At 72.2% G+C, this 24175-nt stretch carries 20 protein-coding genes, 1 pseudogene and 1 riboswitch; of the genes and pseudogenes, 9 read left to right on the forward strand and 12 right to left on the reverse strand.

Annotated features, from left to right (window positions below; all coding sequences use genetic code 11):
• Positions 1–91: 91 nt before the first annotated feature.
• Positions 92–1378, reverse strand: coding sequence for an aminotransferase class I/II-fold pyridoxal phosphate-dependent enzyme (locus AB0435_RS28970; protein WP_366428315.1), 1287 nt, complete (start codon positions 1376–1378; stop codon positions 92–94).
• 35 nt (positions 1379–1413) lie between these two features.
• Here AB0435_RS28970 and AB0435_RS28975 point away from each other — a divergent pair, with 35 nt between their 5' ends.
• Complete coding sequence (locus tag AB0435_RS28975; protein WP_366428316.1) at positions 1414–2175, forward strand: pyridoxamine 5'-phosphate oxidase family protein; 762 nt, start codon at positions 1414–1416, stop codon at positions 2173–2175.
• Here AB0435_RS28975 and AB0435_RS28980 read toward each other — a convergent pair.
• From AB0435_RS28980 to AB0435_RS28995, 4 genes are all read right to left on the reverse strand, one after another.
• Positions 2162–3193: an EamA family transporter gene (locus AB0435_RS28980; RefSeq protein WP_366428317.1), complete on the reverse strand. Its 1032-nt coding sequence runs from the start codon at positions 3191–3193 to the stop codon at positions 2162–2164. The two genes, AB0435_RS28975 and AB0435_RS28980, sit on opposite strands and share 14 nt — an antisense overlap.
• 347 nt (positions 3194–3540) lie before the next feature.
• Entirely contained in the window at positions 3541–4533 is a 993-nt protein-coding gene (locus AB0435_RS28985; protein ID WP_366002685.1) for a DMT family transporter, read from the reverse strand.
• 12 nt (positions 4534–4545) lie between these two features.
• Positions 4546–5115, reverse strand: coding sequence for a peptidase (locus AB0435_RS28990; protein ID WP_366002686.1), 570 nt, complete (start codon positions 5113–5115; stop codon positions 4546–4548).
• A gap of 187 nt (positions 5116–5302) precedes the next feature.
• On the reverse strand, positions 5303–5914 hold the full coding sequence (locus AB0435_RS28995; RefSeq protein ID WP_366002687.1) for a PadR family transcriptional regulator: 612 nt from the start codon (positions 5912–5914) through the stop codon (positions 5303–5305).
• Positions 5915–6144: 230 nt separating this feature from the next.
• On the opposite strand from AB0435_RS28995, the gene AB0435_RS29000 reads away from it, so the two are divergent.
• From AB0435_RS29000 to AB0435_RS29020, 5 genes are all read left to right on the forward strand, one after another.
• Positions 6145–6855, forward strand: a complete 711-nt coding sequence (locus tag AB0435_RS29000) for a TnsA-like heteromeric transposase endonuclease subunit (protein ID WP_366002695.1) — start codon at positions 6145–6147, stop codon at positions 6853–6855.
• On the forward strand, positions 6843–8903 hold the full coding sequence (locus AB0435_RS29005) for a Mu transposase C-terminal domain-containing protein (protein ID WP_366002688.1): 2061 nt from the start codon (positions 6843–6845) through the stop codon (positions 8901–8903). The genes AB0435_RS29000 and AB0435_RS29005 overlap by 13 nt, the downstream gene beginning before the upstream one ends.
• Complete coding sequence (locus AB0435_RS29010) at positions 8900–9919, forward strand: ATP-binding protein (RefSeq protein ID WP_366428318.1); 1020 nt, start codon at positions 8900–8902, stop codon at positions 9917–9919. Before AB0435_RS29005 ends, AB0435_RS29010 begins: the two co-directional genes overlap by 4 nt.
• An 829-nt stretch (positions 9920–10748) precedes the next feature.
• The gene (locus AB0435_RS29015; protein WP_366007624.1) at positions 10749–11600 is read left to right on the forward strand and encodes a class I SAM-dependent methyltransferase; all 852 of its coding nucleotides are present in this window, start codon (positions 10749–10751) and stop codon (positions 11598–11600) included.
• A gap of 116 nt (positions 11601–11716) precedes the next feature.
• On the forward strand, positions 11717–12532 hold the full coding sequence (locus AB0435_RS29020) for a PhzF family phenazine biosynthesis protein (protein ID WP_366007623.1): 816 nt from the start codon (positions 11717–11719) through the stop codon (positions 12530–12532).
• A gap of 120 nt (positions 12533–12652) precedes the next feature.
• Here AB0435_RS29020 and AB0435_RS29025 read toward each other — a convergent pair whose 3' ends face one another.
• Together AB0435_RS29025 and AB0435_RS29030 are read right to left on the reverse strand one after the other, a co-directional pair.
• Positions 12653–13489, reverse strand: coding sequence for a CPBP family intramembrane glutamic endopeptidase (locus tag AB0435_RS29025; protein WP_366007621.1), 837 nt, complete (start codon positions 13487–13489; stop codon positions 12653–12655).
• Positions 13490–13595: 106 nt separating this feature from the next.
• Complete coding sequence (locus AB0435_RS29030; RefSeq protein WP_366007620.1) at positions 13596–15098, reverse strand: glutamate--cysteine ligase; 1503 nt, start codon at positions 15096–15098, stop codon at positions 13596–13598.
• 494 nt (positions 15099–15592) lie between these two features.
• Here AB0435_RS29030 and AB0435_RS29035 point away from each other — a divergent pair, with 494 nt between their 5' ends.
• Both AB0435_RS29035 and AB0435_RS29040 read left to right on the forward strand, forming a co-directional pair.
• Positions 15593–16180 (forward strand): hypothetical protein, encoded by a 588-nt coding sequence (locus AB0435_RS29035; protein ID WP_366007619.1) that lies wholly within the window; start codon positions 15593–15595, stop codon positions 16178–16180.
• Positions 16181–16487: 307 nt separating this feature from the next.
• Positions 16488–16694 (forward strand): DUF5999 family protein, encoded by a 207-nt coding sequence (locus AB0435_RS29040; protein ID WP_366428319.1) that lies wholly within the window; start codon positions 16488–16490, stop codon positions 16692–16694.
• Between the two features lie 154 nt (positions 16695–16848).
• Here the strand turns inward: AB0435_RS29040 and gcvP are convergent, their stop codons facing one another.
• Positions 16849–19731: an aminomethyl-transferring glycine dehydrogenase gene (gene gcvP / locus AB0435_RS29045; protein WP_366428320.1), complete on the reverse strand. Its 2883-nt coding sequence runs from the start codon at positions 19729–19731 to the stop codon at positions 16849–16851.
• 185 nt (positions 19732–19916) lie between these two features.
• Positions 19917–20024: riboswitch (glycine riboswitch) on the reverse strand.
• Between the two features lie 131 nt (positions 20025–20155).
• On the opposite strand from gcvP, the gene AB0435_RS29050 reads away from it, so the two are divergent.
• Entirely contained in the window at positions 20156–20617 is a 462-nt protein-coding gene (locus tag AB0435_RS29050; protein ID WP_366428322.1) for a PRC-barrel domain-containing protein, read from the forward strand.
• Positions 20618–20625: 8 nt separating this feature from the next.
• Here AB0435_RS29050 and AB0435_RS29055 read toward each other — a convergent pair.
• From AB0435_RS29055 to AB0435_RS29070, 4 genes and pseudogenes are all read right to left on the reverse strand, one after another.
• A pseudogene (locus tag AB0435_RS29055) lies at positions 20626–21978 on the reverse strand (DNA polymerase IV); the annotation flags it as partial.
• Between the two features lie 67 nt (positions 21979–22045).
• Entirely contained in the window at positions 22046–22660 is a 615-nt protein-coding gene (locus AB0435_RS29060; protein WP_366428321.1) for a MerR family transcriptional regulator, read from the reverse strand.
• 178 nt (positions 22661–22838) lie between these two features.
• Positions 22839–23312, reverse strand: coding sequence for a bifunctional nuclease family protein (locus tag AB0435_RS29065; RefSeq protein WP_006123076.1), 474 nt, complete (start codon positions 23310–23312; stop codon positions 22839–22841).
• Between the two features lie 52 nt (positions 23313–23364).
• The gene (locus AB0435_RS29070) at positions 23365–24138 is read right to left on the reverse strand and encodes a MerR family transcriptional regulator (RefSeq protein ID WP_366007616.1); all 774 of its coding nucleotides are present in this window, start codon (positions 24136–24138) and stop codon (positions 23365–23367) included.
• Positions 24139–24175: the final 37 nt, after the last annotated feature.

The following is a 24175-nucleotide window of genomic DNA, read 5'->3' on the forward strand; positions in this document are numbered from 1 at the left end:
ATCTGCCGCTGGGTGCTGGTGTATTCGTAGATGTTCCACAGGTCGCCCTGGAACTGCCCGGTGTCGTTCAGCCGGTAGACGACGAAGGCGATCAGTCCGCGACCGGCCCTATGTCGTCCATGGCCAGCGGGGAGACGGTCAGCCGCACGGCCGGGGGCGACGCGAGCCGGAAGCGGGCGCCTGGCGCCACCGCCCAGCCCGCGTGCAGCAGGCGCGCCACCGCCGCCGTCTCGTCGGGCACCGGCAGCCAGACGTTCATCCCGCTCCGCCCGTACGCCGTGACCCCGCGCTCGCGCAGCGCCGCGACGAGCGCCTCCCTGCGCCGCCCGTACGACGCGGCGACCGCCGCCGGGTCCACCGCGCCGCTCCGCGTCAGATGCGCCACGGCGTCCTGGAGGAGATGGCTGACCCAGCCGGGGCCGAGGCGCTGCCGCCCGCGCATCCGGTCCACGGTGACGGCGTCACCGGTGAGCACCGCGAGCCGCAGGTCCGGGCCGTACGCCTTGGCGGCCGAGCGGACGACGACCCAGTGGTCGGTGGCACCGGCCAGCGGGCACAGGGGCAGGTCGACGATGCCGTGGCCGTGGTCGTCCTCGATCAGCAGGACCCCCGGGTGGTCCGCGAGGACGGCGCGCAACTCACGCGCGCGTGCCGCGCCGATCGCCGCACCCGTGGGATTCTGCGCCCGGTCGGTGACGACCAGGGCCCGCGCTCCCTGGCGCAGCGCGCGGTCGGTGTCATCGGGCAGCGGGCCGTCGTCGTCGACGCGCACGGGGACGGGCCGCAGCCCGAGGGCCGGGACGAGGTCGAGCAGGCTGCCCCAGCCAGGGTCCTCGACGGCGACGGCGTCACCGGGCCGCAGGTGCGCGACGAGCGCGCGCTCCATGGCGTCGAGCGCGCCCGAGGTCACCGCGACCGGCCCCTCGGGCACCCCGTCGGCGGTGAAGGCGTCGCGCGCCATGCGCTCCAGCTCGGTGTCCACCGCGGGCTCGCCGTAGAGCACCGGGCGCTCGGCGCTGCGGGCCGCCGCGGCGGCGAGCGCGGCGGCGAGCGGGGGCAGGAGCGCGGGGTCGGGGTTGCCCGTGGAGACGTCCCGCGCGCCTTCGGGCGCCTCCACGCGGATCAGCTCGCGCGAGGTGCTGGCCGGGCGGTGGCGCACCCGGCTGCCCCGGCGGCCGGCCGTCTCGATCACGCCCCGGTCGCGCAGGATGCGGTAGGCGGCCCCGACCGTATTGGGGTTGACGTCCAGCTGCACGGCCAACTCCCGGATGGGCGGGAGCAGTTCACCGGGCGCGAGCAGCCCGGCGCCCACGGCCCGCTCCACGCTCGTGGAGATGTCCGCTGCGCGGCGTCCTTCGATCCGATACTCTCCTAGCACAAAGCCCAGTATGCACTAGTGCAATGGAGTTCGCCATGGCAATTCCCGTCGACCCCGCCATGTCCGCCGCAGCCGCCACACCTGGCACTTCCGCCCCGTCCGCCCTGTCCCCCCTTTCCAGCGCGTCCGCCCCGCACGGCCGGAGCTCGTACGAGCCCACCGAGCGGACCACGCCGACCCGCTACCGCGACCGCGCCTCCTACGACCGGGAGCAGGTCCACGCGATCCTCGACGCGGGGAGCGTCTGCCACCTCGGCTTCCTGCGCGACGGCGCCCCCGCGGTCCTGCCGACGCTCTACGGGCGGATCGGCGACCGCCTCTACGTGCACGGCTCCACCGGCTCGCGCCCCATGCGGGACGCGAGCCGGGAGGAGGACGCCGGCATGCCGGTCTGCCTGACCGTCACCCACCTCGACGGCCTGGTCCTGGCCCGCTCCGCCTTCCACCACTCGCTCAACTACCGCTCGGTCGTGGTGCACGGCACGGCGCGGCAGGTGACCGAGGAGGGCGAGCTCCGCGCCGCCCTCGACGCCCTTGTGAACCAGGTCGTGCCCGGCCGGGCCGCGGACTCCCGCCCGCCGACGGCCAAGGAGCTCGCCGCGACGGCCGTCCTGCGCATCGACCTCACAGAGGTGTCCGCGAAGATCCGCTCCGCCGGCCCGGCGGACGACGCGGAGGACCTGGCCCTCCCGTACTGGAGCGGCGTCGTCCCCGTGACCACCACCTACGGCACGCCGGTACCGGCCGACGACCTGGCCCCGGGCATACCGGTGCCCGCCTACGTCACCGCGCTCTGACCGGAACCACCGGTTCGGGCACCACCGGCGCGCGCGTCTCCGCGACGGCCAGCCCCGCCACCGCGCACAGCAGCACCGCCGTGCCCAGCGCGGTCGCGGCGGTCAGCCGTTCACCGAGCAGCAGCACCGCGATGACGGCGGCCGTGACCGGCTCCAGGAGGGTGACCACGGTGACGGTGGTGGCCCGTACGACGGCGAGGCCCGCGAAGAACAGCGCGTAGGCGAGCGCGGTCGGCACGCTCACCAGATACGCCGTCATCGCCAGCGTGCGGCCCAGCTCACGGGTGTGCGGCCACAGGCCCTCCGCGGCCGCGAGCGGCAGCAGGCACACCGCGCTCACCGCGAAGGACGTCAGCGTCGTGGTGAACGGATCCGAGGCACGCCCGGCGCGCCCCACATGACGGCCGTGGACGGTGACGACGGCGTAACCGGCGGCCGAGAGCAGCGCCAGCCCCACGCCGGCGGGGCGCACCGCGCCCGTACCGCCGTTGCCGAGCATCAGCACGGCCAGCCCGGCGAAGACGCCGGACACCGCCGACCGGCCGGCCGCGCCGAGCCGTTCCCCCATGAACAGCCGCCCGCCCAGGGCGGCGAGCACCGGCGCGGCGCCCAGCGTGACCACGGTGCCGACGGTGACACCGGTCGCCGCCACCGCCGCGAAGTAGGCGGCCTGGAAGACGGTGAGCCCGGCACCGGTGACGAACAGCCGCACGCACCGGCTCGGCAGCGGTTCGTACGGCCGGGCGGGGCGCGTCCCCGCCGCTGCCGTACGGCGCGGCATCAACACCCGGACAGCCAGCAGGAGTACGAGACCGCCGGCCGTGCGCCAGAAGGTGAGCGCGATGGGCCCGAGCCCGCTGCCGCGCATGATCAGGTCGGCGCAGGGGCCCGTGGTCCCCCAGGAGGTGGCCGCGAAGGCGACGTAGAGGAGCCCCCGGCCGACGGGAAGCCGCCCGGCGGGACGGGGTGCCGCACCCGAGGAAGGGCATGACGGAAGAGCGGAACGGACGGATTGCATGACTGGTTCTCCCGCAGAAGACAAGAGGTGATCGCGTGGTCCCTGTGCGGGCAGCGGCGATCCGCCCGGGGGTGATGACACCCCGGGCCCGGTCCTCCGGGAGCGGCCACCCGCGCGAGGGCCTGTCCAGCGGGTCTTGTGGTCGGTTCTGCGGTTGGTGTCGTCTGCGCACCACCGCTGCGCGGCGGTGCCCGCAATCCGCCCGACAGGCAGGAATTGGCTGATGTGGATGCGCAATTCAGCCCGTGGGGGCACTCGGGGGGCAGACGGCCCGCAGACCGGCGAAGAGGCCGGACAGGCCCTACGCGGCGGGAGGCGGCAGAACAGTCATCGGCATGATCGGCACCCTATGCGGGCCTGGACCCGCCGGACAACTCCCTTTCGGCGGTGGCGGAGACGCCCTCGCCACGGGCCACCGGCTCCGGCGCGGCCGCCTTGGGCGTCGAGCTCTGCGCGATGAAGGCGCCCAGCAGCACCACGGCCCCGCCGACGGTCTGCGGCAGGGAGAGCCTCTCGCCCAGCAGCACCCAGGCCAGCACGATGGCGACGACGGCCTCCAGGCACGCGACCACCCCGGCCACCTGGGGCGACAGCCGCCGCACGGCGAGCACGCCGGTGAGGTAGGCGGCGACGGTGGCGATCAGCACGATCCAGGCGAGCAGCAGCACGGCGGGCACCCGGCTCCCGTTCATGTCCGCCGACCGGGCCAGCAGCGCCCAGTCCATGCCCCAGGGGCGCGCGACGACGGTCACGACGACGGCGCCGACGAGGAGGCCGTGGGCGATGACGCCGACCGGGTCGGCGGGCCGGTCGCCGCCGGAGCCGTGGTCCGCCAGCACGAAATAGCCGACCTGGCAGCAGGCGGCACCGAGCGCGAAGACGAGGCCGACCGCGTCGAAGCCCATCCCCGACCACACCTCCACCACACAGGCGAGGCCGCCCACGGCGAGCACGACGCCCACGGCGGCGGCCCGGCTCACCGGGCGCCGCTGGACGAAGCGCACCCAGCCGAGCAGCAGCGCGGGACCGAGGTATTCGATGAGCAGCGCGACGCCCACGGGAATGCGGGAGATCGCCGCGAAGTAGCACGCCTGGACGCCGGCGACACCCAGCAGGCCGAAGCCGACGAGCAGCGCGGGACGCCGGGCCACGAGGGCGCGGTGGCGCCAGGCCACGGGCAGCAGCACCAGGGCGGCCCCGGCCACCCTGAGCCATACGACGTGGAGCGGGTCGAGGCCCGCCTGGATCAACGGCTTGGCCGCGACACCCGATCCACCGTACGCGAGCGCCGAGACCACGGCCAGGCCGAGTCCGGCGCCCCTCCCCCGAGACGTCTGCATGCGAGCAGCATGTCAGCCGCCGACAGGACTGTCACCCTTTTCGCTCATGACAGACGGCGGCTCGCCGTCCGCGAGGGCGTCGAGCCGCGCGACGAGCGGGCCGGTGTCGACCCCGGCCCTGCCCAGTACCTCGGCGGCGCGGCAGCCGTGGTCGGCGGCGAGCTCGGCCAGCAGGTCCACCCCTTCGGCACGCTCCGCACCCCGCGCACGGGCGCGGGCGACCGCGCCCTCCATCGCGGCGGCAGCGGCCGGCGACCACTCCGGCGACCGGCCCGCCCGGACGACGGGCAGCGCGCCGGAGTCCTCGGCCGTGCCGCTCCAGCGCAGCCCGTAGCCGATGGTCCGCTGGACGAGATAGCCGAGCAGCCGTACGACCGTGCCCGCGCCGCTCCCGTCCAGCGCCCGCCGCACCTCGGGGTCCGTCTCCAGCAGCGTGTGCAGCAGGTGGGCGGTGTCGATCTGGCGGTCGGCGTCGCGCACGGCGCGCCTGCGGGCACCCGCGGCGGCCGAGGCCAGCTCGGTGCTGAACCGGCCCGCGCAGGCGGTGCCGGCCGGTCCGCTGTCACATGTACGGCTTTGCACCCTTCCACCCCACCAGGAACGCGCCGTCGGAGCATCCCCGGCGGGAAGCATTCGCGCATCCGACGAGAGGTGGGCACGGGCGGCGGGCGCCTCCTCCTTGAGGAGGACGGCGGGTGCAGCCGTCTCGGGGACGCCGGTGCCCCCGCGGGAGCTCCCGCGGGGGCACCGGCCGCCCGGCTCCGTCGGCTCAGCCCTCGTCGGCGAGGATCAGATAGAGCTTCTTGCGCGACTCGTTGACGACTTCCAGCGCCTTCTCGCGCTGCTCCTTGCTGCCGGTCCGCCAGACCTGCCCGAAGGCTTCCATCAGCCCGATGCCCGCCTGCTGGATCTCCCGCACCGCCTCCCGGTCGAACCCCCGGCCGACCTCTTCCCACGGCGTCTGCGAGCTCGCGTCGGCCTCGGCGCGGCCCGCGTCGGTGAGCGTGAACAGCTTCTTGCCGCCCTCGCTCGCACTCTCGATCAGGCCCTCGTCCTCGAGCATCTGGAGCGTCGGGTAGACGGATCCGGGGCTCGGCTTCCAGGTGCCGCCGGTGCGCTCGGCGATCTCCTGGATCATCTCGTAGCCGTGCATCGGCCGGTCCTTGAGCAGCGCCAGGATCGACGCGCGCACATCACCGCGCCGGGCCCTGCCGCCCGGGCCGCCGCCGCGCCCGCGCCCCCACGGCCCGCCGCCGCCGAACGGCGGCCCGCCGAAGCCGGGTCCGAAGGGGCCGAAGGCGGCGCGGCGCCCCTCGAAGTCGCCCGCACCGTGCCGATGCGCGCCACGGTGTTCGTGTTCGTGCCCTGGTGAACGCCACATGACGTTCCTCCCATCGTTGATCGGTCGCGATATCTCAACGATATATCGGAACTGACCGAACGACAACGCCTTTCCGGGCCAAGTTGTCCTGTGACAGCGAATCTCGTTCGATTGCCACTGAACTTTGACCACCGGTACGTTCCTGCCACCGAACTTTGACCGTTGCGGTTGGAGGCGTGGTGGGGGCACTGGCTCATGCGTACGGTGATCCGGCGTTATCGGCCTTTGAGCTGGACTTTCTTGAGTCCGGTAAGCGTTGTCGCGGGCCGTTAGGCCGGTTGTGGGGTACGCGGTTCGAGGGCGTTCCACCGGTACGTGAGTTCCGGTGGGCGAAGGGTGGGGAGAGCTTCCCTGGCTGGTACTTCGCGGCGACGACCAGCGGGCACGTGGGCTACGAGTCGTGGCTGGAGCGGGACTGCCTGATCTTGCTGGACCGTGATCCGAGGGTGGTCGGGATCGCCTCGCAGCCGTTCTGGTTGCACTGGCAGGACGGTCCGGAACAGCGTCGCCATGCGCCTGACTACTTCGTACGTCTTGCTGACGGGCGGGCCAGGGTGGTCGATGTCCGGTCCGCGGACCGGCTGGACGAGCGGACCGGGGAGGCGTTCGCGGCGACGCGTCGGGCCTGTGAGGCGGTGGGCTGGGAGTTTGCCTGGATGGGCACACCCGAGCCGGTGTTCATGACGAACATGCGCTGGCTGGCCCGCTACCGGCGGACCCGCTCGGGACGCCCGGAGCGGGTGGCGGCCGCGCTGGTGGAGGTCTTCGAGGAACCGCTGCCGTTGTGGTCGGGAGCCGGCCGTGTGGGCGATCGGCTGCAGGTCCTGCCGGTGCTGTTCCATCTACTGTGGTCCGGGCGGCTGGGCACGGACCTTCGGTCCGCGGTGCTGGGGGCGGACAGTCTCGTCTGGGCCGAAGGGCGGGCGGCATGGGCAGGATGAAGCGGCCGGGACGGGTCGCGGTCGGTGACCGGGTGCGGTTCGAGGGCCGGATCCGCGGAGTGCTCGCCGTCGCCGCCCAGGCGGTGACGCTGACGGACGGCGAAGAGCCGTATCGGGTCGTGCCGTTGCTCGCGCTGTTCGCGGCAGCCGACTTCGAGGTCACGGACAGCCCGGTCCGAATGCCGTTGCCGGCGGCCTCGCTACTGGAGACGTTTCCCGCCCGGGAGGTGGAGAAGGCTCTGTGGTGGGAGGGCCACATCCTGGAGGTCCTGCACGGGCTGCCGCCCGATGCCGAGCCCGGCACGACGGTGAGGCCCGAGTACGGGCCGGAGCGGTCCTTGACCGCCCGGCAGCGAGCGAAAGCCGTTGAGCTGACTGCCGCCGGGCACAAGGTCTCGGCCAGTACGGTCGCCCACCGGCGGCGTCGCTACCAGGAACGCGGGGTACTGGGGCTGGCCGATCACCGGCCGGTCCGCAGGACGGCCGAGTTCGGGGAGGTCGACGATGCGGTGGTGGCCGCGATGCGGCAGGCGATCAAGGAAGCGGTGGACGCCTCGACCCGCACGGGGACGTTCATTTTGTGGCGGACCGGCGAGATCCTCAACGAGACACCTGGTGGGCAGGGGGTTGGGCTTCCCTCGCAGCGGACGCTCTACCGGCTGCTGGCGAAGCTGACGTCGGGCACCCACACGTCCGGCTCGGCGGTGACCCGCCGGTCCAGGGCCCACGGGGCGACGACTCCGCACGGGGAACTGCCGGTGTTCGCGCCGGGCGAGGTCATGCAGATCGACTCCACCCCGCTGGACGTGCTGGTCCTGCTCGACAACGGCGTCACGGGCAGAGTCGAACTCACCGCCATGATCGACGTCGCGACCAGGACGCTGACCGCGGCGGTGCTGCGGCCGACCACGAAAGCTGTGGACGCCAGCGTGCTGCTGGCCCGCACCGTCACCCCCGAACTGCTGCGGCCGGGCTGGTCGGACGCGCTCAGGATGTCCCGCTCGGTCCTGCCGCACCGCAGGCTCCTGGCCCTGGACGAGCGGCTGGCCCATGCAGCGGCCCGGCCGGTGATCGTCCCGGAGATCATCGTCTGCGACCACGGCAAGGCCTTCCTCTCCCGCAACTTCATCTCCTCCTGCCGGTTCCTGGAGATCGAAGTGCAGCCCGCCCACCAGGGCTCACCCTTCGAGAAGGGGCACATCGAGAAGATGCTGGGCTCGGTGGCCACGCTGTTCGCCCAGTTCCTGCCCACCTACACCGGCCGCAGCAGCGACCACCGGGGCCGGCACCTGGAACGCGAACGGGTGTGGTCCCTGCTGGAGTTGCAGGAGCTTCTGGATGAGTGGATCGTCGCGAAGTGGCAGAACCGCAAGCACGACGGCCTGCGTGATCCGGTCCACCCGGGCCGGCTGTTCACACCGAACGAGAAGTACGCCGCCCTGGTGGAGGCCTGCGGCTACGTCCCGGTCGCGCTCAGCGGCGACGACTACGTCGAACTCCTGCCCGCGGAATGGCGGGTGGTCAACGACTACGGCATCCGGATCAAGAACCGCACCTACGACAGCCGGGCCTTGGGGCCGATGCGCCGCCAGAACTCCGGGGTCCGGGCCAAACACGGCCTCTGGGAAGTCCACCGCGACCCCTACGACGTCTCCCGGATCTGGGTACGCAACCACCGCGGGGACAACGAGTGGGTCCCGGCCACCTGGAAGCATTTGAACCGGGCACCGGTCCCCTTCGGTGACCTGGCCTGGGACCACGTCAGCCACCAGCTGCCCCGCGCCACCGAGGCGGAGATCGCCGACGCGGTCGCCGCTCTGCTCACCCGGGCCCATGGCGGCCCGCAGTCCGAGCAGGGACCGGGCTCCGGCAAGCGCGACCGGCGGGTGGTGGCCCGCACGAAAGCCGCAGGTCCGCTTACTCCGGCGTCCGTTGCCGGTGCTCAGGCGGAGCCCGAGGACGAAGCGGACGAGCATGAGGAATCGGTGGCTGAGGTGATCCCGCTCGGACTGTTCGACCCGCTCGAAGACCCCTGGAAGCGCTCATGACGGCATCGTCGGCTCTGCCTCAGGACTCCCAGCGGCACCTGACCACGATCGACGGCTGGCGCCGCTTCGTCGAAGGACCACCGGGGCCGCCGCCCCGGCTGACCGACGCTCAGTACGACGCGCTCGGTGAGGCCGGGCAGGCGGCCTTCGACGAAGCGCGTCTCGACCACCACGGCCGTCTGCTGGTGGTCGCCACCTCCGTCGTCCGTCACACCGTCGCCACCGGCCGTCGCCTGGTCATGCTGAACCGGCACGCGATCAGTGCACGCCGGGGCCTGATCGTCTCCGGCCCCGCCGGCACCGGGAAGACCATCGCGATCACCCAGCTCGGTCTGTCCCACGAACTGCTGGACCGGGCCCGGCACCCCATCGCCACCGACCGCAAGCCGGTCATCTACATCACCGTCCCGCCCGCCGCGACACCCCGCATGATCGCGGCCGAGTTCGCCCGGTTCCTGGGACTGCCGGTGATGGCCCGCATGAACATCACCGACCTCATCGAGTCCGTCGTCGGTGTCTGCACCGATGCCCGCACCGGCATGATCCTGGTGGACGAGATCCACAACATCTCCCTGCACACGCGGCACGGAGCCGAGGCATCCGACACCCTCAAGTACTTCTCCGAGCGGATCCCCGCGACGTTCATCTACGCGGGCATCGACATCGAGCACGGCAGCCTGCTGACCGGCACCCGCGGAGCCCAGATCGCCGGCCGTTTCACCCTGATCCCCACCCACCCCTTCCCTTACAGCACTGAGTGGCGGGGCCTGGTCGCCACCATGGAGAAGACCCTCGCCCTGCGGCGGCACCGGCCCAGCACCCTGGCGAGACTGGACCGCTACCTGCACGACCGCACCGGCGGCATGATCGGCGCCCTCTCCCACCAGATCCGCGGAGCCGCGATCGACGCGATCTTCAACGGCACCGAGAAGATCACCAAAGCCGGGCTGAAGGCCGTCCCACTGGACGTCGCCGCCGAATCGCCTCACTTCCGCGGGCCCAGGTCCTCCCGATGACCCACGAGAACGTCCGCGTCCTGCCCTTCCAGGTCCGGCCCCGGTCCGGAGAAGGCATCCGGTCCTTCATCGTCCGCCTGGCCCACGCCAACCATCTTCCGCCCCGCTACCTCCGGACTTACCTCTGCGAACCTCCCGAGCATCTCGGTCTTCCCAGCTGGACACGGCTGGCCGCCGCGACCGGCCGCGACGCGGAGACGCTGGTGGCCACCCTGGAAACGAGGCGCTGTCTGGAGTGCGACGGGGAGATACCGCCCTCCGACGTCATCGGCCGCCAAGCCCTGCGCTGTTCCCAGGCCTGCCGCGAGAAGGCATACCGGAAACGGCTTCCTCGGGCTCCGGTGCAGAAGGCCCCCTGCAGGGAGTGCGGCAAGAGCATGAAGATCCAGCCCGGACAACGTTATCGCCTGTGTTCATCCGCCTGCCGACGGGCCAACTACCTCAAGCACGAGGAGAAGTGGTTGGCCGAGGCAGACCCGGCTGATCCATCCGGACCACGGATCTGCCCCGTCTGCGACGGCCCGATGTTCTCAGCAGCACGCCGGACATGCTCAGACCGGTGCCGCCAGCGAGCACGTCGCCAACAGCTCAGGCAGCCTCCCGCGAACCCGCCCTCTCCATTGCCGGTGGCATCGCCGGCACCGAAGCCCGCACCACCACCCCAGCCACCCGAACCAGCCCCAGCCGCATCAACGAGACCCTGCGAGACCTGCGGAGGACCATTACCAGCAGGACCCTGCCAGCAACAACGCCGGACATGCTCACAGCGCTGCCGCCAGAAGGCATACCGGCAGCGGAAGGCGCAGCTGGCTCCGTCTAGTCTGGCGCGGTGACTGATGAGCAGGAGCGGGTGCAGCCGTCGGGAGTGTGGGCCACTGCGGTGGGGGTGGCCAGGGTGCGGGCGTTGGAGACCGAGCGGGAGAACGCGCTGTTCCGCGACCCGCTGGCACAGGCCTTCGCCGCCGCCGGCGGCCTATGGCCCTCCTCGCCATCGCTGCCCGATGACGAGGCCGCGCGCCGCCGCCGGCTGGCTGTGTCGTTCTCCATCGTCATCAGGACGAAGTTCCTCGACGACCTGTTGCAGGATGCCTCCGCGTCCGGGGTCCGGCAGGTCGTACTGCTCGGCGCCGGCATGGACAGCCGGGCCTTCCGGATCAACTGGCCCGAGGGCACCCGGCTGTTCGAGGTCGACACCGCCGCGCCACTGGACTTCAAGGCTTCAGTGCTGCGCCAGGAGCGGGCCGCCGCACGCTGCGAGCGGATCACCGTCGCGGTGGATCTGCGTGAGGACTGGCCAGCCGCGCTGGCCGCCGCAGGACACGACCCGGCGGTGCCGACCGCGTGGATCGCCGAAGGACTGCTGATCTATCTGCCCGAGGACGCGGTGGAACTGCTGCTGGCCCGGATCAGCGCGCAGTCGGCGGCAGGCAGTCGGATGGGGCTGACATTGGGCTCGCGCGGCGTGATCGAGCGCTTCGGCGCGGATGCCGTGCCGGGATCTGCGGCGTCCATGTGGGTCTCGGAGATGCCCGACGACCCGGTGGCCTGGCTGGCCGGGCACGGCTGGGAGGCCGACAGCCACACCCTGCGCGAGCGCGCTGCCGCCTACGGCCGCCCGATCAGCACCCCGCCGCAGCGCGAGGAGCGGCCCGGCGGACTGATCTCGGCGGTCCGCCGGTAGAGCGCCTCCAGGCGGTCAAACTTCAGTGGCAATCGGTCAAGGTTCACTGTCACAGGACACCAGTTCCCGGGCATTGGCTCTGGCCTGCGGCTTCGCGGGACTTCTACCGTCGCGCCATGCGGATACGAATCGTCGACGCCTTCACCGACCGCCCCTTCGCCGGGAACCCGGCCGGAGTCCTCCTCCTCGACTCCGACGCCTTCCCCGACGACGCCCGGCTCCAGCGGATCGCCGCCGAGGTCAACCTCTCCGAGACCGCGTTCGCCCGCCGACTGCCGGAGGGCGGCGACGCGGACTGGGCGCTGCGCTGGTTCACCCCGGCCGCGGAGGTCGACATGTGCGGCCACGCCACGCTCGCCACCGCCCACGTCCTGCACACGACGGGCGCCGCCACCGGCACGGTGCGCTTCTCCGCCCGCTGCGGGATCCTCACCGCGACCGCGCGCGGGGACGGCTCGATCACCCTGGACTTCCCGACCTCGCCGCTCGTCCCCACCGCCGTCCCCGAGGGCGTCGCGGCGGCCCTCGGCGCCGAACCGCTCGGCACCCACGACACGGGCCCGCACGTCGGCGACCTGCTGGTGGAGCTCGCCGACGAGCGGACCGTGCGCGCGCTGACCCCCGACACGGCGGCGCTCGGCCGGCACTCCCGCAGGGGCGTCATCGCCACCGCCGCGGCCGCGGACCCGTCGGCCGGCTACGACTACGTCTCGCGCTGCTTCTTCCCCAACGTCGGCATCGACGAGGACCCGGTCACGGGCAGCGCGCACACCGCGCTGGCCCCCTTCTGGTCGGCCCGGCTGGGCCGCGCCGACCTGACGGGCCTCCAGGCGTCCACGCGCACGGGCCTCGTACGCACATCGGTACGCGGCGACCGCACGCTGCTGACGGGCAGCGCGGTCACGGTCATCGAGGGCGAGTTGCTCGCGTAGGCCGTGCCCGGCGGATCTGGTCGCGGGTCCAGCGGGGCCAGCGGGGCCAGCGGCCCGCCGCGTGGCGGTGCCCCCGGAGCGCACCGCCGCGGGCGGCGACGGGCCCGGGCCCGGCACCCCTCACGCCGTGGGCAACCAGCCCACCCGCCCGGCCAGCAGCGCGTAGCCGACGAAGGCCACGACGTCGATCAGCGCGTGCGCGGCGACCAGCGGCCCGACGCGGCCCCAGCGCCGGTAGAGCAGCACGAAGACGACGCCCATCACCATGTTGCCGACGAACCCGCCGATCCCCTGGTAGAGGTGGTACGAGCCGCGCAGCACCGCGCTCGCCGCCAGCGCGGCCGCCGGCGTCCAGCCGAGCTGCCCCAGCCTGCGCAGGAGATAGCCGACGACCACGACCTCCTCCAGCACCGCGTTCTGCACGGCGGAGGCGATCAGGACGGGCAGCTTCCACCAGACGTCGGGCAGCGACTCGGGCACCACGGTCAGGTTGAAGCCGGCGGCCCGTACGCCGAGGTAGAACAGCAGCCCGGTGCCGCCGATGGCCGCCGCGACCGCCGTACCCCGGGCCAGGTCGGAGCCGGGGTGCCGCCGGTCGAAGCCGATGGCCCGCAGCCCCGCGCCCTCGCGCAGCAGCAGGTGGGCGACCAGGAAGACGGGCACCAGCGCGGTCGCGATGCCGAAGACCTGCCAGGAGAGGTCCAGCCAGGGGCGGCCGGGGGCGTGCGAGGCGTTGAGCCGGGCGGCCTGTTCCTTGAGGCCGCCGGGGCGGGTGGCGGCGCCGACGAAGCTGATCAGCGCGGAGACGGCGCTGGCTCCGAGCGACAGGGCCAGGACGAGGAGGGTCTCGTTGCCCAGCAGCCGACGGGCGGCCGCCTCGGGCACGGGCAGCGTGCCGCCTTCGCCCCGCGCGTTCTGCGGCACAACCGCCTCCACCTTGCGTGTCCCCTGCGTCATGGGCCCCCAGCTTGTCAAACGCCGGACCGGCTGGAAAATCCAGGCCGCCCGTGGACCGGGGACGCGACGGTCGAGGACGCGCGGCGCGGCCGCGCCGGAGGCCCCGTCAGTCTCCGGGCCCCGGAGGCCACAAGTGCACCGGCTCCCCCGTCCGCATGAGTTCGCAGTACCGGCGCGTGGTCGCGGCCAGCGCCTTGTCCCGCCCCAACCCCCGCTCCCGCGCCCGGTGGTACGTGGCCGCCTGCCAGGAGGCACCGTTCGCCCGGCGCAGGCAGCGGCCCTCGATGACGCCCAGATAGCGGTCGCGGTCGGCGGGTTCGACGCCCCACGCGTCGAGCCCGGCGGCGGCCATCGGCAGCAGGTCCTCCAGCACGAGCCGCACGGCGGGCATGCGGGCGAGCGGCGCGTTCCTGCCGCCCTTCGGCCAGCGCAGCCAGGCGTCGATGCCATGGCGGCAGGCGGTGTCGAAGTTGTCGGCGGCCACCGGGAAGGGCATCCGGGTCCACACGGGGCGGGATTCCTCCGCGAGCGCGCGGATCAGCCCGTAGTAGAAGGCGACGTTGGCGATGACGTCGGTGACCGTGGGGCCGGCGGGCAGCACGCGGTTCTCGACGCGGAGGTGCGGTACGCCGTCGGCTATGCCGTAGACCGGCCGGTTCCAGCGGTAGACCGTGCCGTTGTGCAGGATCAGTTCGTGCAGCCCGGGGACCCCGCCCTCCTCCAGCACCCGCAGCGGGTCCTCCTCGTGGGAGATGGGCAGCAGGGGCGGGAAGAAGCGCAGGTTCTCCTCGAAGAGGTCGTACGCCGAATCGATCCAGCGCTCCCCGAACCAGGTCCGCGGCCTGACCCCCTGCGCCTTGAGCTCGGGCGGGCGGGTGTCCGTGGACTGGACGAACAGCGGCGGCCGGGACTCTCGCCACAGCTCCCGCCCGAAGAGGAAGGGCGAGTTGGCCCCCACGGCGATCTGCGCGGCGGCGACGACCTGCGCGGCGTTCCACACTGCGGCGAACCGGCGCGGGGTGACCTGGAGGTGCAACTGCACGGAGGTGCAGGCGGATTCGGGGGCGATCGAGCCCGCGGTGCAGGTCAGCCGCTCCACGCCCTCGATGTCGATCGTGAAGTGCTCGCCCCGCGCGGCGACCACCTGGTCGTTGAGGAGGGTGTAGCGGTGATCGTCGGAGAGGTTGGAGAAGACCAGGTGCCGGTCGTCCAGGGTCGGCAGAATTCCGATCATCACGATCCCGGAATCGACCTCCATGGCCTTGCGGTCGGCATAGGAAAGCCCGGTGCGCAACTCCTCGGCGAGCTGGTCGAGAACTCGCCCTGACAGCCGGTGGGGAACAATGTTCACTTCAAGGTTGAAGCGGCCGAGTTCGGTCTGGAAATCCCCACTGGCGATACGTTTCAGCACTTCCGTGTTCACCATGCTCGGAGTCCCGTCGGATCCCGCGAGATTCAGCTCGATCTCCAGGCCCATAAGATTCCGGGGGCGGTCGAACCGCTGCTCCGCCAGGAGCCGCGCCAGCACGTCCAGGCACTGCCGGAGCTTGTCCCGGTGGCGCTGCCGGTCGGCGGGGTCGAACCCCCCGGCCACCAGCTTCTCGCCCATCGCCACGCCCTCCTCACCTGGGTCGCCCACGGTGCCCGCGGCCCCGCGTCACGGTCGATGATGCCCAGCCATTGTGATCGATAACGCCGCGTCGGCACCGCATACGCAGTAGGCTCTGCGAGGTGTGCGCCGTGGCACATTCCGTCGGCATGGTGCAATACTCCGGTTTTGCGCATTGCGCTGGTGATAAACACCGACGAGATCCGGCCTACCCTCCTCGCCGAATAACCCGAGGTGGCGGTCGGGAATTCGGCACAGAATCACCGAAACCGACCCTGGACAACACACCGGATTTCCCCTTGCCGGAAATACTCCCGACAGGTAGCCGAAACACCATGTGAACACGTGTCGTATAAACTGCGGAACAGGGCAGAGAGCAGCGCCCCGGCCCCGCGCAGTCGGTACGGTCCCCGGCTCCCCTCTGACCCGCACGCCGACAGCGTCGTCCGCACCTGCCCAGCACCACGTGTCTCCGAAGTGAGAGGCGACCTACCATGCCGTTGCACGCCCTCCCCGCCCCCGCGCCCGCCCTGCTCAGCATCGTCGCCGCCCTCGGCTCCCCCGCCGCCGTACGCGAGGCCCGCACCCCCTCCCTGCGGTCCGCGCAAGGACCGCTGACCCCCGAACTCCCGCTTCCCGTACACGTCCTGGAGCAGGTCACCCCGCGCGGCGGCGCCCCTCGCACCCGGCTCACCGGCTGGCGATTCCTGATCCGGGGGGCGGGGCGCGCGGTGGCGGCGGGCGAGGCGGCGCCGTCGGCCGAGGGCTGGGCGTTCTCCCACTTCTGCGAGGGTCCGTATCTGACCTCCACCGAGCTCGCGGTGCGCCAGGCCGAGGAGCTGCCGACGCCGTACCAGCCGCGGCTGCTGTCCGTGCCCGAGCTCTACATGCTCACCCTCTGGCTGCACGGCGACCTCGCGGCGGACGCGGCGTCCGGCCTGCCCGGCCCGGGGGACCTGCTGGTGCCGCTCGCGCCCGCGCCGCCCGGGATCGCCGCCCACCGCGCGCACCGCTTCAGCGACCTGCTGTCCGTGCTCACCCACCGGCTCACACCGCCGCCGCTGCTCAAGACACCGGCCTGAGCCCTCTCCGCAGGGGATCGGACACGCCCCGTGGCCACGCCCGCCACGGGGCGTACATCTGTGCTCACCCTCCCGGACTAGCCCGTCGCGGCCACCCCGAACCCCCCGGACAGGCAGTCTTGTTGGCGGCAACCGCCCGCATGGGTGACGCGTCCTCTCCGGCAGAGGAGCGCTGCCGGGAAATCCCTGCGGAATCGCGCCCGTGGGGCAACACTGGTATCGACCAAACCATTCGCCAACGGGGGGCGGCATGACCACAGCATCGAGCCGCAGGACAGCCACCACATCAGAGCGAAAGAACCTTCCCATGTGCCAGCACCAGCCCACGTGCCCCTCAGCCGACTCCGCCGACAGGGAAGCCGCCCACCTCGTGGCGCACTTCCCGGAACAGGGCTGGAGTCTGCTGTGCAACGGCGTCCTCTGCTTCGAGGACACCGGGGAGCTGCTGCCGGACGGGCAGATCATCGCCCCGCACCGGCCGCTGGGCAACGGCCACGTGGTGACCGCTGCCTGAGAAGGGCACTACCGCACACGCGGTACGGCAAGACGCCGCACAGTACGTATACGCACCACGCACAGACAGGGGCCGGCCCGGCGCATTCCGCCGAACCGGCCCCGACTCGCGTCCGACCTCCGGGCCGGGCGGCGTGCGCCCGGCCCGGCCGGGCTCAGTTCTCGTACTCCTCCAGCGGGGGGCAGGAGCAGACGAGGTTGCGGTCGCCGTACGCACCGTCGACGCGGCGCACCGGCGGCCAGTACTTGTCGGCGGACACCCCGGCCGGGTAAGCGGCCTCCTCGCGGGTGTACGGGTGCTCCCACGCGCCGGTCACCGAGGCGGCGGTGTGCGGGGCGTTCCGCAGCGGGTTGTCGTCCTTCGCCCACGCGCCGGAGCCGACCTTCTCGATCTCGGCGCGGATGGCGATCATCGCATCGCAGAAACGATCCAGCTCGACGAGGTCCTCGCTCTCGGTCGGCTCGATCATCAGGGTGCCCGCGACCGGGAACGACATGGTGGGCGCGTGGAAGCCGTAGTCGATCAGCCGCTTGGCGACGTCGTCGACGCTCACTCCCGTCGCCTTCGTCAGCGGCCGCAGGTCCACGATGCACTCGTGCGCGACCAGCCCGTTCGGACCGGTGTAGAGCACGGGGTAGTGCGGCTCCAGCCGCTTGGCGATGTAGTTGGCGCCGAGCACCGCGACCTGCGTGGCGCGCTTGAGGCCCGCGCCGCCCATCAGCCGGACGTACGCCCAGGAGATCGGCAGGATGCCCGCGGAGCCCCACGGGGCGGCCGAGATCGGGCCGACGCCGGTGGCCGGGCCCGCGGCGGGCTGGAGCGGGTGGTTCGGGAGATACGGCGCCAAGTGGGCGCGGACCGCGACCGGGCCGACGCCCGGACCGCCGCCACCGTGCGGGATGCAGAACGTCTTGTGCAGGTTGAGGTGCGAGACGTCGCCGCCGAAGCGGCCCGGCCTGGCCACCCCGACCAGGGCGTTGAGGTTCGCCCCGTCCACGTAGACCTGGCCGCCCGCGTCGTGCACCAGCGCGCAGATGTCGCTGATGTGCTCCTCGAACACCCCGTGCGTGGAGGGGTAGGTGACCATCAGGACGGCCAGCTCGTGACCGTGCTGCTCTATCTTCGTGCGCAGGTCGTCGGCGTCCACCTCGCCGTCCTCGCCGGTTCTGACGACGACGACCTTCATCCCGGCCATCACGGCGCTGGCGGCGTTGGTGCCGTGCGCGGAGGACGGGATGAGGCAGACGGTGCGCTGCTCGTCGCCGTTCGCGCGGTGGTACGCGCGGACGGCCAGCAGGCCCGCGAGCTCGCCCTGGGAGCCGGCGTTCGGCTGGATGGAGACCTTGTCGTAGCCGGTGACCTCGGCGAGGCGCTCCTCCAGCTCCGTGATCAGGGTCAGATAGCCGTCTGCCTGCTCCAGCGGCGCGAAGGGGTGCAGCGCGGCGAACTCGGGCCAGGTCACCGACTCCATCTCGGTGGTGGCGTTGAGCTTCATCGTGCAGGAACCGAGCGGGATCATGCCGCGGTCCAGCGCGTAGTCCCGGTCGGCGAGGCGGCGCAGGTAGCGCAGCATCGCGGTCTCGGAGCGGTGCTCGTGGAAGACCGGGTGGGCGAGGAAGTCGTCGGTGCGCAGCAGGCCCTCGGGGAGCGCGTCCGGCGTGGCGGCGTCCAGCGCCTCGATGTCGGCGTCCACCCCGAACGCCGACCACACGGAGGCCACCAGCTCGCGGGTGGTGGTCTCGTCGCACGCGATCCCGACGTGGTCGGCGTCGACCAGGCGGAGGTTGACGCCGCGCTCGAGGGCAGCGGCGACGACGTCGGCGGCGCGGCCGGGGGCGTGCACGGTCAGGGTGTCGAAGTACGAACCGTGCGCGACCTCGACGCCACCGGCCCGCAGCCCCGCCGCGAGCAGTGTGGCGTAGCGGTGCGTGCGCCGGGCGATCGCGGCGAGGCCGTCCGGACCGTGGTAGACGGCGTACATGCCGGCCATGACGGCGAGCAGCACCTGCGCGGTGCAGATGTTGCTGGTGGCCTTCTCGCGGCGGATGTGCTGCTCACGCGTCTGGAGGGCCAGGCGGTAGGCCTTGTTGCCGTCGGCGTCGACGGAGACGCCGACGAGGCGGCCGGGGAGGCTGCGGGCGAACTGCTCGCGCACGGCCATGAATCCGGCGTGCGGGCCGCCGAAGCCCATGGGCACGCCGAAGCGCTGGGTCGTGCCGACCGCGATGTCCGCGCCGAGCTCGCCCGGCGAGGTGAGCAGGGTCAGGGCGAGCAGGTCGGCGGCGACGGTGACGATCGCGCCGAGCTCGTGGGCACGCTCGATGACGGGCCGCAGGTCGCGTACGGCACCGGAGGCGCCGGGGTACTGGAGCAGCACGCCGAAGACGCCGCGCTCGGCGGCCTCGGCCGGGATGCCCGCCGAGAGGTCGGCGACGACGACCTCGACACCGGTCGGTTCGGCGCGGGTCCGGATGACGGCGACGGTCTGCGGCAGGGTGTCGGCGTCGACGAGGAAGACGCCCTGCTTGACCTTGCCGACGCGGCGGGAGAGCGCCATGGCCTCGGCCGCGGCCGTGCCCTCGTCGAGCAGGGAGGCCCCGGAGGTGGGCAGGCCGGTGAGGTCGGCGACGACGGTCTGGAAGTTGAGGAGCGCCTCCAGCCGGCCCTGGGAGATCTCCGGCTGGTAGGGGGTGTACGCGGTGTACCAGGCCGGGTTCTCCATGACGTTGCGCAGGATCACCGGCGGGGTGAAGGTGCCGTAGTAGCCGAGCCCGATCATCGGGGCGAGCACCTGGTTGCGGTCGGCGAGCGAGCGCAGCTCGGCGAGGACCTCGGCCTCACTGCGGGCCTCGGGCAGTGCCAGTGCCTCGGTGGCCTTGATCACGTCCGGCACGGCGGCGTCGGTGAGTTCGTCGAGGGAGCCGAATCCGGCCTGGGCGAGCATCTTGGCCTGGGCCGCGCTGTCGGGCCCTATATGGCGCCGCTCGAAGGGCGTGCCACGCTCCAGGTCGGAAAGGGAGATGCGGTGGGCTGTCATCTGCGGAGGCCTCCTGGTCATTGCGACCTGCGAGGGGTACCACGGCGCGGGTACCCGGACGGCCTCCCCCTCTGTCATCTCAACCTGAGAGCTTCACCGGGCCGCGGGGACCCGGCTTTCACCGTCGGTGAGGACGGGCTTCGGCGTCGTGCCTGACCGGGGCCCGCCCTGCTTTCCAGAGTGACCTCGTCCGTGCGGTACGTGTGCCTGAGAGATTCCGGGGAGGATTTGCTCCTTCGGCGCCCCCGTCGATGCCCGGCTGGGCTCTCGGAGGACTCTCCCGCACGGGGTCTGCGGCCACTGGCCAGCCTACCAGCGAGGGTAGGACCGGATCCCTCGAGTGGCCGGTTCCCGCTTTGTGCCTTTTCGTTGTTGTCGAGAGGGGATTGAGGGGATGCCGAGGCGGTCAGGGGCAGCGCGAACCATCGGAGGAACGGTGCAGACCGATATCGATCCACGCAGTCTCATCGGCCGCAAGGCGTTCGACCGTGACGGCGCGAAGATCGGCACCGTGGACGAGGTGTATCTCGACGACGAGACGGGCGAGCCCGAGTGGGCGGCCGTACGGACCGGGCTGTTCAGCCGGGACGCCTTCGTGCCGCTGGAGCCCAGCGAGGTCGTGGACGACACCCTGCGCGTCCCCTACGAACGCGACCTGATCAAAGTCGCCCCGGACTTCGGGGTCGGCAGGCACCTCTCCCCCGAGCAGGAGCTCCAGCTCTACCACCACTACGGACTCGCTCTGCCCACTGCGGGCTCCCCTCCCGCCGAGGAGGCCAGGGGTGCCGGGGCCGCCGAGGCCCCCGGGGACACTGAGGACGGATCCGGCGAGCGGGCCGGCGAGGGGCTCGGCACGGTCAACGGCTCCGGCGGCTCGGGCGGCTGATCCACGGTCCGGATCAGCGGCAGGGGCTCCGCCGGCTCCAGCGCGGGGTCGTCGACGGCGAACGTGCGCACCCTCCCCGGCCCGGACCAGGGCTGTTCGAACCGGACGGTGACGCGCCCGACGCCGCTGCCCTGGATCCAGCCCGCCCCGTGCTCCGCGTGCCGGACGTCCAGCCCCGGCAGCCAGCGGCGCGGCAGCGCCTCGGCCACTCCCGGTGCTTCGTCGGGCTGCTCCCCCTCGGCCTGGTGGATCTCCGCCGCGGCTGCTTCGGCCGCGGCCGCCGCCTCGCTCGCGGCCTGGGCGAAGAGATCCTCCTGGGTGTAGTCGGCGAGGCCCGTGACACCCACGCCCAGGAGCCGCACGCCCGCCGTCGTGTCCACGCCCTCCAGCAGCCGCCCCGCCGCCTCCCGCACCACGCCGAGGTCGTCGGTCGGCCCGCGCAGCGTCTCCGAGCGCGTCAGGGTGGAGAAGTCGTAGCGCCGCACCTTGATCACGACCGTGCGCCCCGAGCGCCCGGCCGCCCGCAGCCGCTGGACGCACCGCTCGGCGAGGCGGGCGAGCTCCAGCTGGACCCGGACGCGGTCGGTCAGATCCTCCTCGAAGGTGTCCTCCACCGACACCGACTTGGCGTCCCGCTCGGCGACGACGGGCCGGTCGTCATGGCCGGTGGCCAGCGCGTACAGCCCCGCGCCGTGGGCCTTGCCCAGCAGCCGCACCAGCTCCGCCTCGCCCGCCTCGCCGGTCTCCGCGACCGTCGTGATGCCCGCGCGGCGCAGCGTCTCGGCGGTGGCGGGGCCCACGCCGGGGATGGCGCGGACGGACATGGGTCCCAGCAGCTCGGCCTCGGTGCCCGGCTCGATGAGGAACAGGCCGTCGGGCTTGGCCCGCTCCGAGGCGATCTTGGCGAGCATCTTGGACCCGGCGAGGCCCACCGAGCCGCTCAGGCCCGTCGCCGCGCGGATGTCCCGCCGCAGCCGCTCCCCGACGGCCCGGACCGCGGACGCGGAGGGCTCGATGCCGCCCGCTTCGAGGTCCACGAAGGCCTCGTCGAGGCTGAGCGGCTCCACCAGCGGCGAGAGCTCGCCCAGCAGCCCCATCACCACCTCGCTCACCTCGCGGTAGAGCGTGAACCGCGGGGTGAGATAGGCGGCGTTGGGGCACAGCCGGCGCGCCTGGGCGGTGGCCATCGCGGAGTGGACGCCGAAGACCCGGGCCTCGTACGAGGCAGTGGCCACCACACCGCGCGGGCCGATCCCGCCGACCACCACGGGCTTCCCGCGCAGGCTGGGCTTGGACGCCTGCTCCGCCGAGGCGTAGAAGGCGTCCATGTCCAGATGCAGGATCGTCGGTGCGGACCTCACACCACTGATGTTCCCGCACACCACTGACAATCGCGCTGACGTGCGACGGAGCGTCGGTGGAAGGCCCTCAGACCGCGCGGTTGCGGCGCCTCGCCAGCTCGTCGGCGGGATTGTGGCCGACCAGGGTCTCGCCCGTGTCCACCCGCTCGCCGTGCAGCTGGGAGAGCACGTGCTCGATGTCGCGCCAGACGACGCCCACGGCGATCCCGAAGACGCCCTGGCCGCCCTGGAGCAGGTCGACGACCTCGTCCGGCGAGGTGCACTCGTAGACCGTGGCACCGTCGCTCATCAGGGTCATCTGCGGGAGGTCCCGCATCCCGCGGGCCTTGAGGTGCTGCACGGCCGTGCGGATGTTCTGCAGGGAGACCCCCGCGTCCAGCAGCCGTTTCACGATCTTGAGGACGACCACGTCCCGGAAGCTGTAGAGCCGCTGGCTCCCCGAGCCGTAGGCCGGCCGTACGCTCGGCTCGACCAGGCTCGTACGCGCCCAGTAGTCGAGCTGCCGATAGGTGATGCCCGCCGCGGCGCACGCCGTCGGCCCCCGATACCCGACCCTGTCGGTCTCCGGCCCTTGCGGTGCGCTGACCGCGGCCGGGACGGTATGACGGGAGGGCTGTTCGACCGTTCCCCCATACAGCGGATACGGACTGCCGACCGCTGTACCGTCGCCCATGCTTCTCACGCCGACCTCCGTCCTTGACCTGCCTTCTCGACGGTAGGCAGTCACCCGGGGCGCGTCAACGATCGCCACACTCGGCACGCCGAGTGATAATCACCCAGAGAGTGGTTTTACGTATCCGTGTGCCGGGAAAGGCTAATCGAATGCGCCGCGCCCGCCGCTCCGAAGGGCGCCGCGAGCCTCACTGGCTGTTGGTGCCGAAGTCCTCCGGCGAGATCTGATCGAGGAACTCGCGGAACTTCTCCACCTCGTCCTCCTGCTCGTCCGGGATGGCGATCCCGGCGTCGTCCAGCACGCCGTCGCTGCCGTAGATCGGCGTCCCGGTGCGCAGTGCCAGCGCTATGGCGTCGGACGGCCTGGCGCTGACCTCCACCCCGCTGGCGAAGACGAGCTCCGCGTAGAACACGCCTTCGCGCAGATCCGTGATGCGGACCTCCGTGAGCTCCTGCCCCACCGCTTCCAGCACGTCCTTGAACAGGTCGTGGGTCAGTGGCCGGGCCGGTGCCATGCCCTGCTGGGCGAAGGCGATGGCCGTCGCCTCTCCCGGTCCGATCCAGATCGGGAGGTATCGATCGCCTCCCACTTCACGCAGGAGCACGATCGGCTGGTTGGAGGGCATTTCCACCCGGACACCCACGACATCGAGCTCGTTCACACAGCAACCCTAGGACGTGCCCGGCAGGTTTGGGTAGTCGGGCACTCGCCGGTCAGTGCGAACGCGTCCGTAGCGCGGCCTGTACGAGTGCCGCGTGCAGGCGTACGGAGAGCGCCGCGAGCTCCCGCGCGGTGGCCTCGGCGTGGGCCCTGGTCTGCGGGTTACGGTGCCTGCGCAGCGGTGCGACCACCTGTTCGACCAGGCCGGCCTGGCGGTCGGCGGCGGCCTTCATGGCGCGAAGGTGCCGGGGCTCCAGGCCGAACCGCCCCAAGTCCGTCACCAGCTTCGCGACATTGACCGAATCAACGTCGAATCCACCGTCCGGGTGGGCGGCGATCAGGCCGTACGACTCCCACTCCGCCAGCTCACTCTCCGTGACACCCGTGGCGCTCAGGAGCTCCGGCCGGCCGAGACGGGCTGCCGTGGGGCGCTCGGAGGCCGCCACAACGACCTCACCCGCCCCCTCAGCCCCGTCGGCGGGGCCGTCGAGGCCAGGGGCCTGACCGGCGGCGGGCAGCTGCACACGCTCGCCCCTGGCGAGCGCGTCGAGGTGCTCCCTGATGACGCGCAGCGGCAGATAGTGGTCACGCTGCATGCGCAGCACGTAACCCAGCCGCTCCACGTCCTGGGCACTGAACTTCCGGTATCCGGAGGGCGTGCGCTGGGGCTCGACCAGGCCCTCCGACTCCAGGAAACGGATCTTGGAGATCGTGACCTCGGGGAACTCCTCACGCAGCAGACTGAGCACCGTGCCGATGCTCACCAGCCGCCCTTCGACACCGGCGGCACCGGATGACCCGGCGCCGCCTGACGGTGTTCGCAGCATGGCCCTTCCCTGGAGGTCACCCCGGACGGAGTCTGGG

This window comes from Streptomyces sp. NPDC051173, from assembly GCF_040689515.1.
Taxonomy (GTDB): Bacteria; Actinomycetota; Actinomycetes; order Streptomycetales; family Streptomycetaceae; genus Streptomyces.

Excerpts from the sequence above, each read along its gene's own strand:
- AB0435_RS28985 (WP_366002685.1), bottom strand. The coding sequence starts at position 4,533 with ATGCAGACGTCTCGGGGGAGGGGCGCCGGACTCGGCCTGGCCGTGGTC.
- AB0435_RS29030 (WP_366007620.1), bottom strand. The coding sequence starts at position 15,098 with ATGGGCGAGAAGCTGGTGGCCGGGGGGTTCGACCCCGCCGACCGGCAG.
- AB0435_RS28975 (WP_366428316.1), top strand. The coding sequence starts at position 1,414 with ATGGCAATTCCCGTCGACCCCGCCATGTCCGCCGCAGCCGCCACACCT.
- AB0435_RS29010 (WP_366428318.1), top strand. The coding sequence starts at position 8,900 with ATGACGGCATCGTCGGCTCTGCCTCAGGACTCCCAGCGGCACCTGACC.
- AB0435_RS29035 (WP_366007619.1), top strand. The coding sequence starts at position 15,593 with ATGCCGTTGCACGCCCTCCCCGCCCCCGCGCCCGCCCTGCTCAGCATC.
- AB0435_RS29005 (WP_366002688.1), top strand. The coding sequence starts at position 6,843 with ATGGGCAGGATGAAGCGGCCGGGACGGGTCGCGGTCGGTGACCGGGTG.
- gcvP (WP_366428320.1), bottom strand. The coding sequence starts at position 19,731 with ATGACAGCCCACCGCATCTCCCTTTCCGACCTGGAGCGTGGCACGCCC.
- AB0435_RS28980 (WP_366428317.1), bottom strand. The coding sequence starts at position 3,193 with ATGCAATCCGTCCGTTCCGCTCTTCCGTCATGCCCTTCCTCGGGTGCG.
- AB0435_RS28995 (WP_366002687.1), bottom strand. The coding sequence starts at position 5,914 with ATGTGGCGTTCACCAGGGCACGAACACGAACACCGTGGCGCGCATCGG.
- AB0435_RS29070 (WP_366007616.1), bottom strand. The coding sequence starts at position 24,138 with ATGCTGCGAACACCGTCAGGCGGCGCCGGGTCATCCGGTGCCGCCGGT.
- AB0435_RS29025 (WP_366007621.1), bottom strand. The coding sequence starts at position 13,489 with ATGACGCAGGGGACACGCAAGGTGGAGGCGGTTGTGCCGCAGAACGCG.
- AB0435_RS29040 (WP_366428319.1), top strand. The coding sequence starts at position 16,488 with ATGTGCCAGCACCAGCCCACGTGCCCCTCAGCCGACTCCGCCGACAGG.
- AB0435_RS29020 (WP_366007623.1), top strand. The coding sequence starts at position 11,717 with ATGCGGATACGAATCGTCGACGCCTTCACCGACCGCCCCTTCGCCGGG.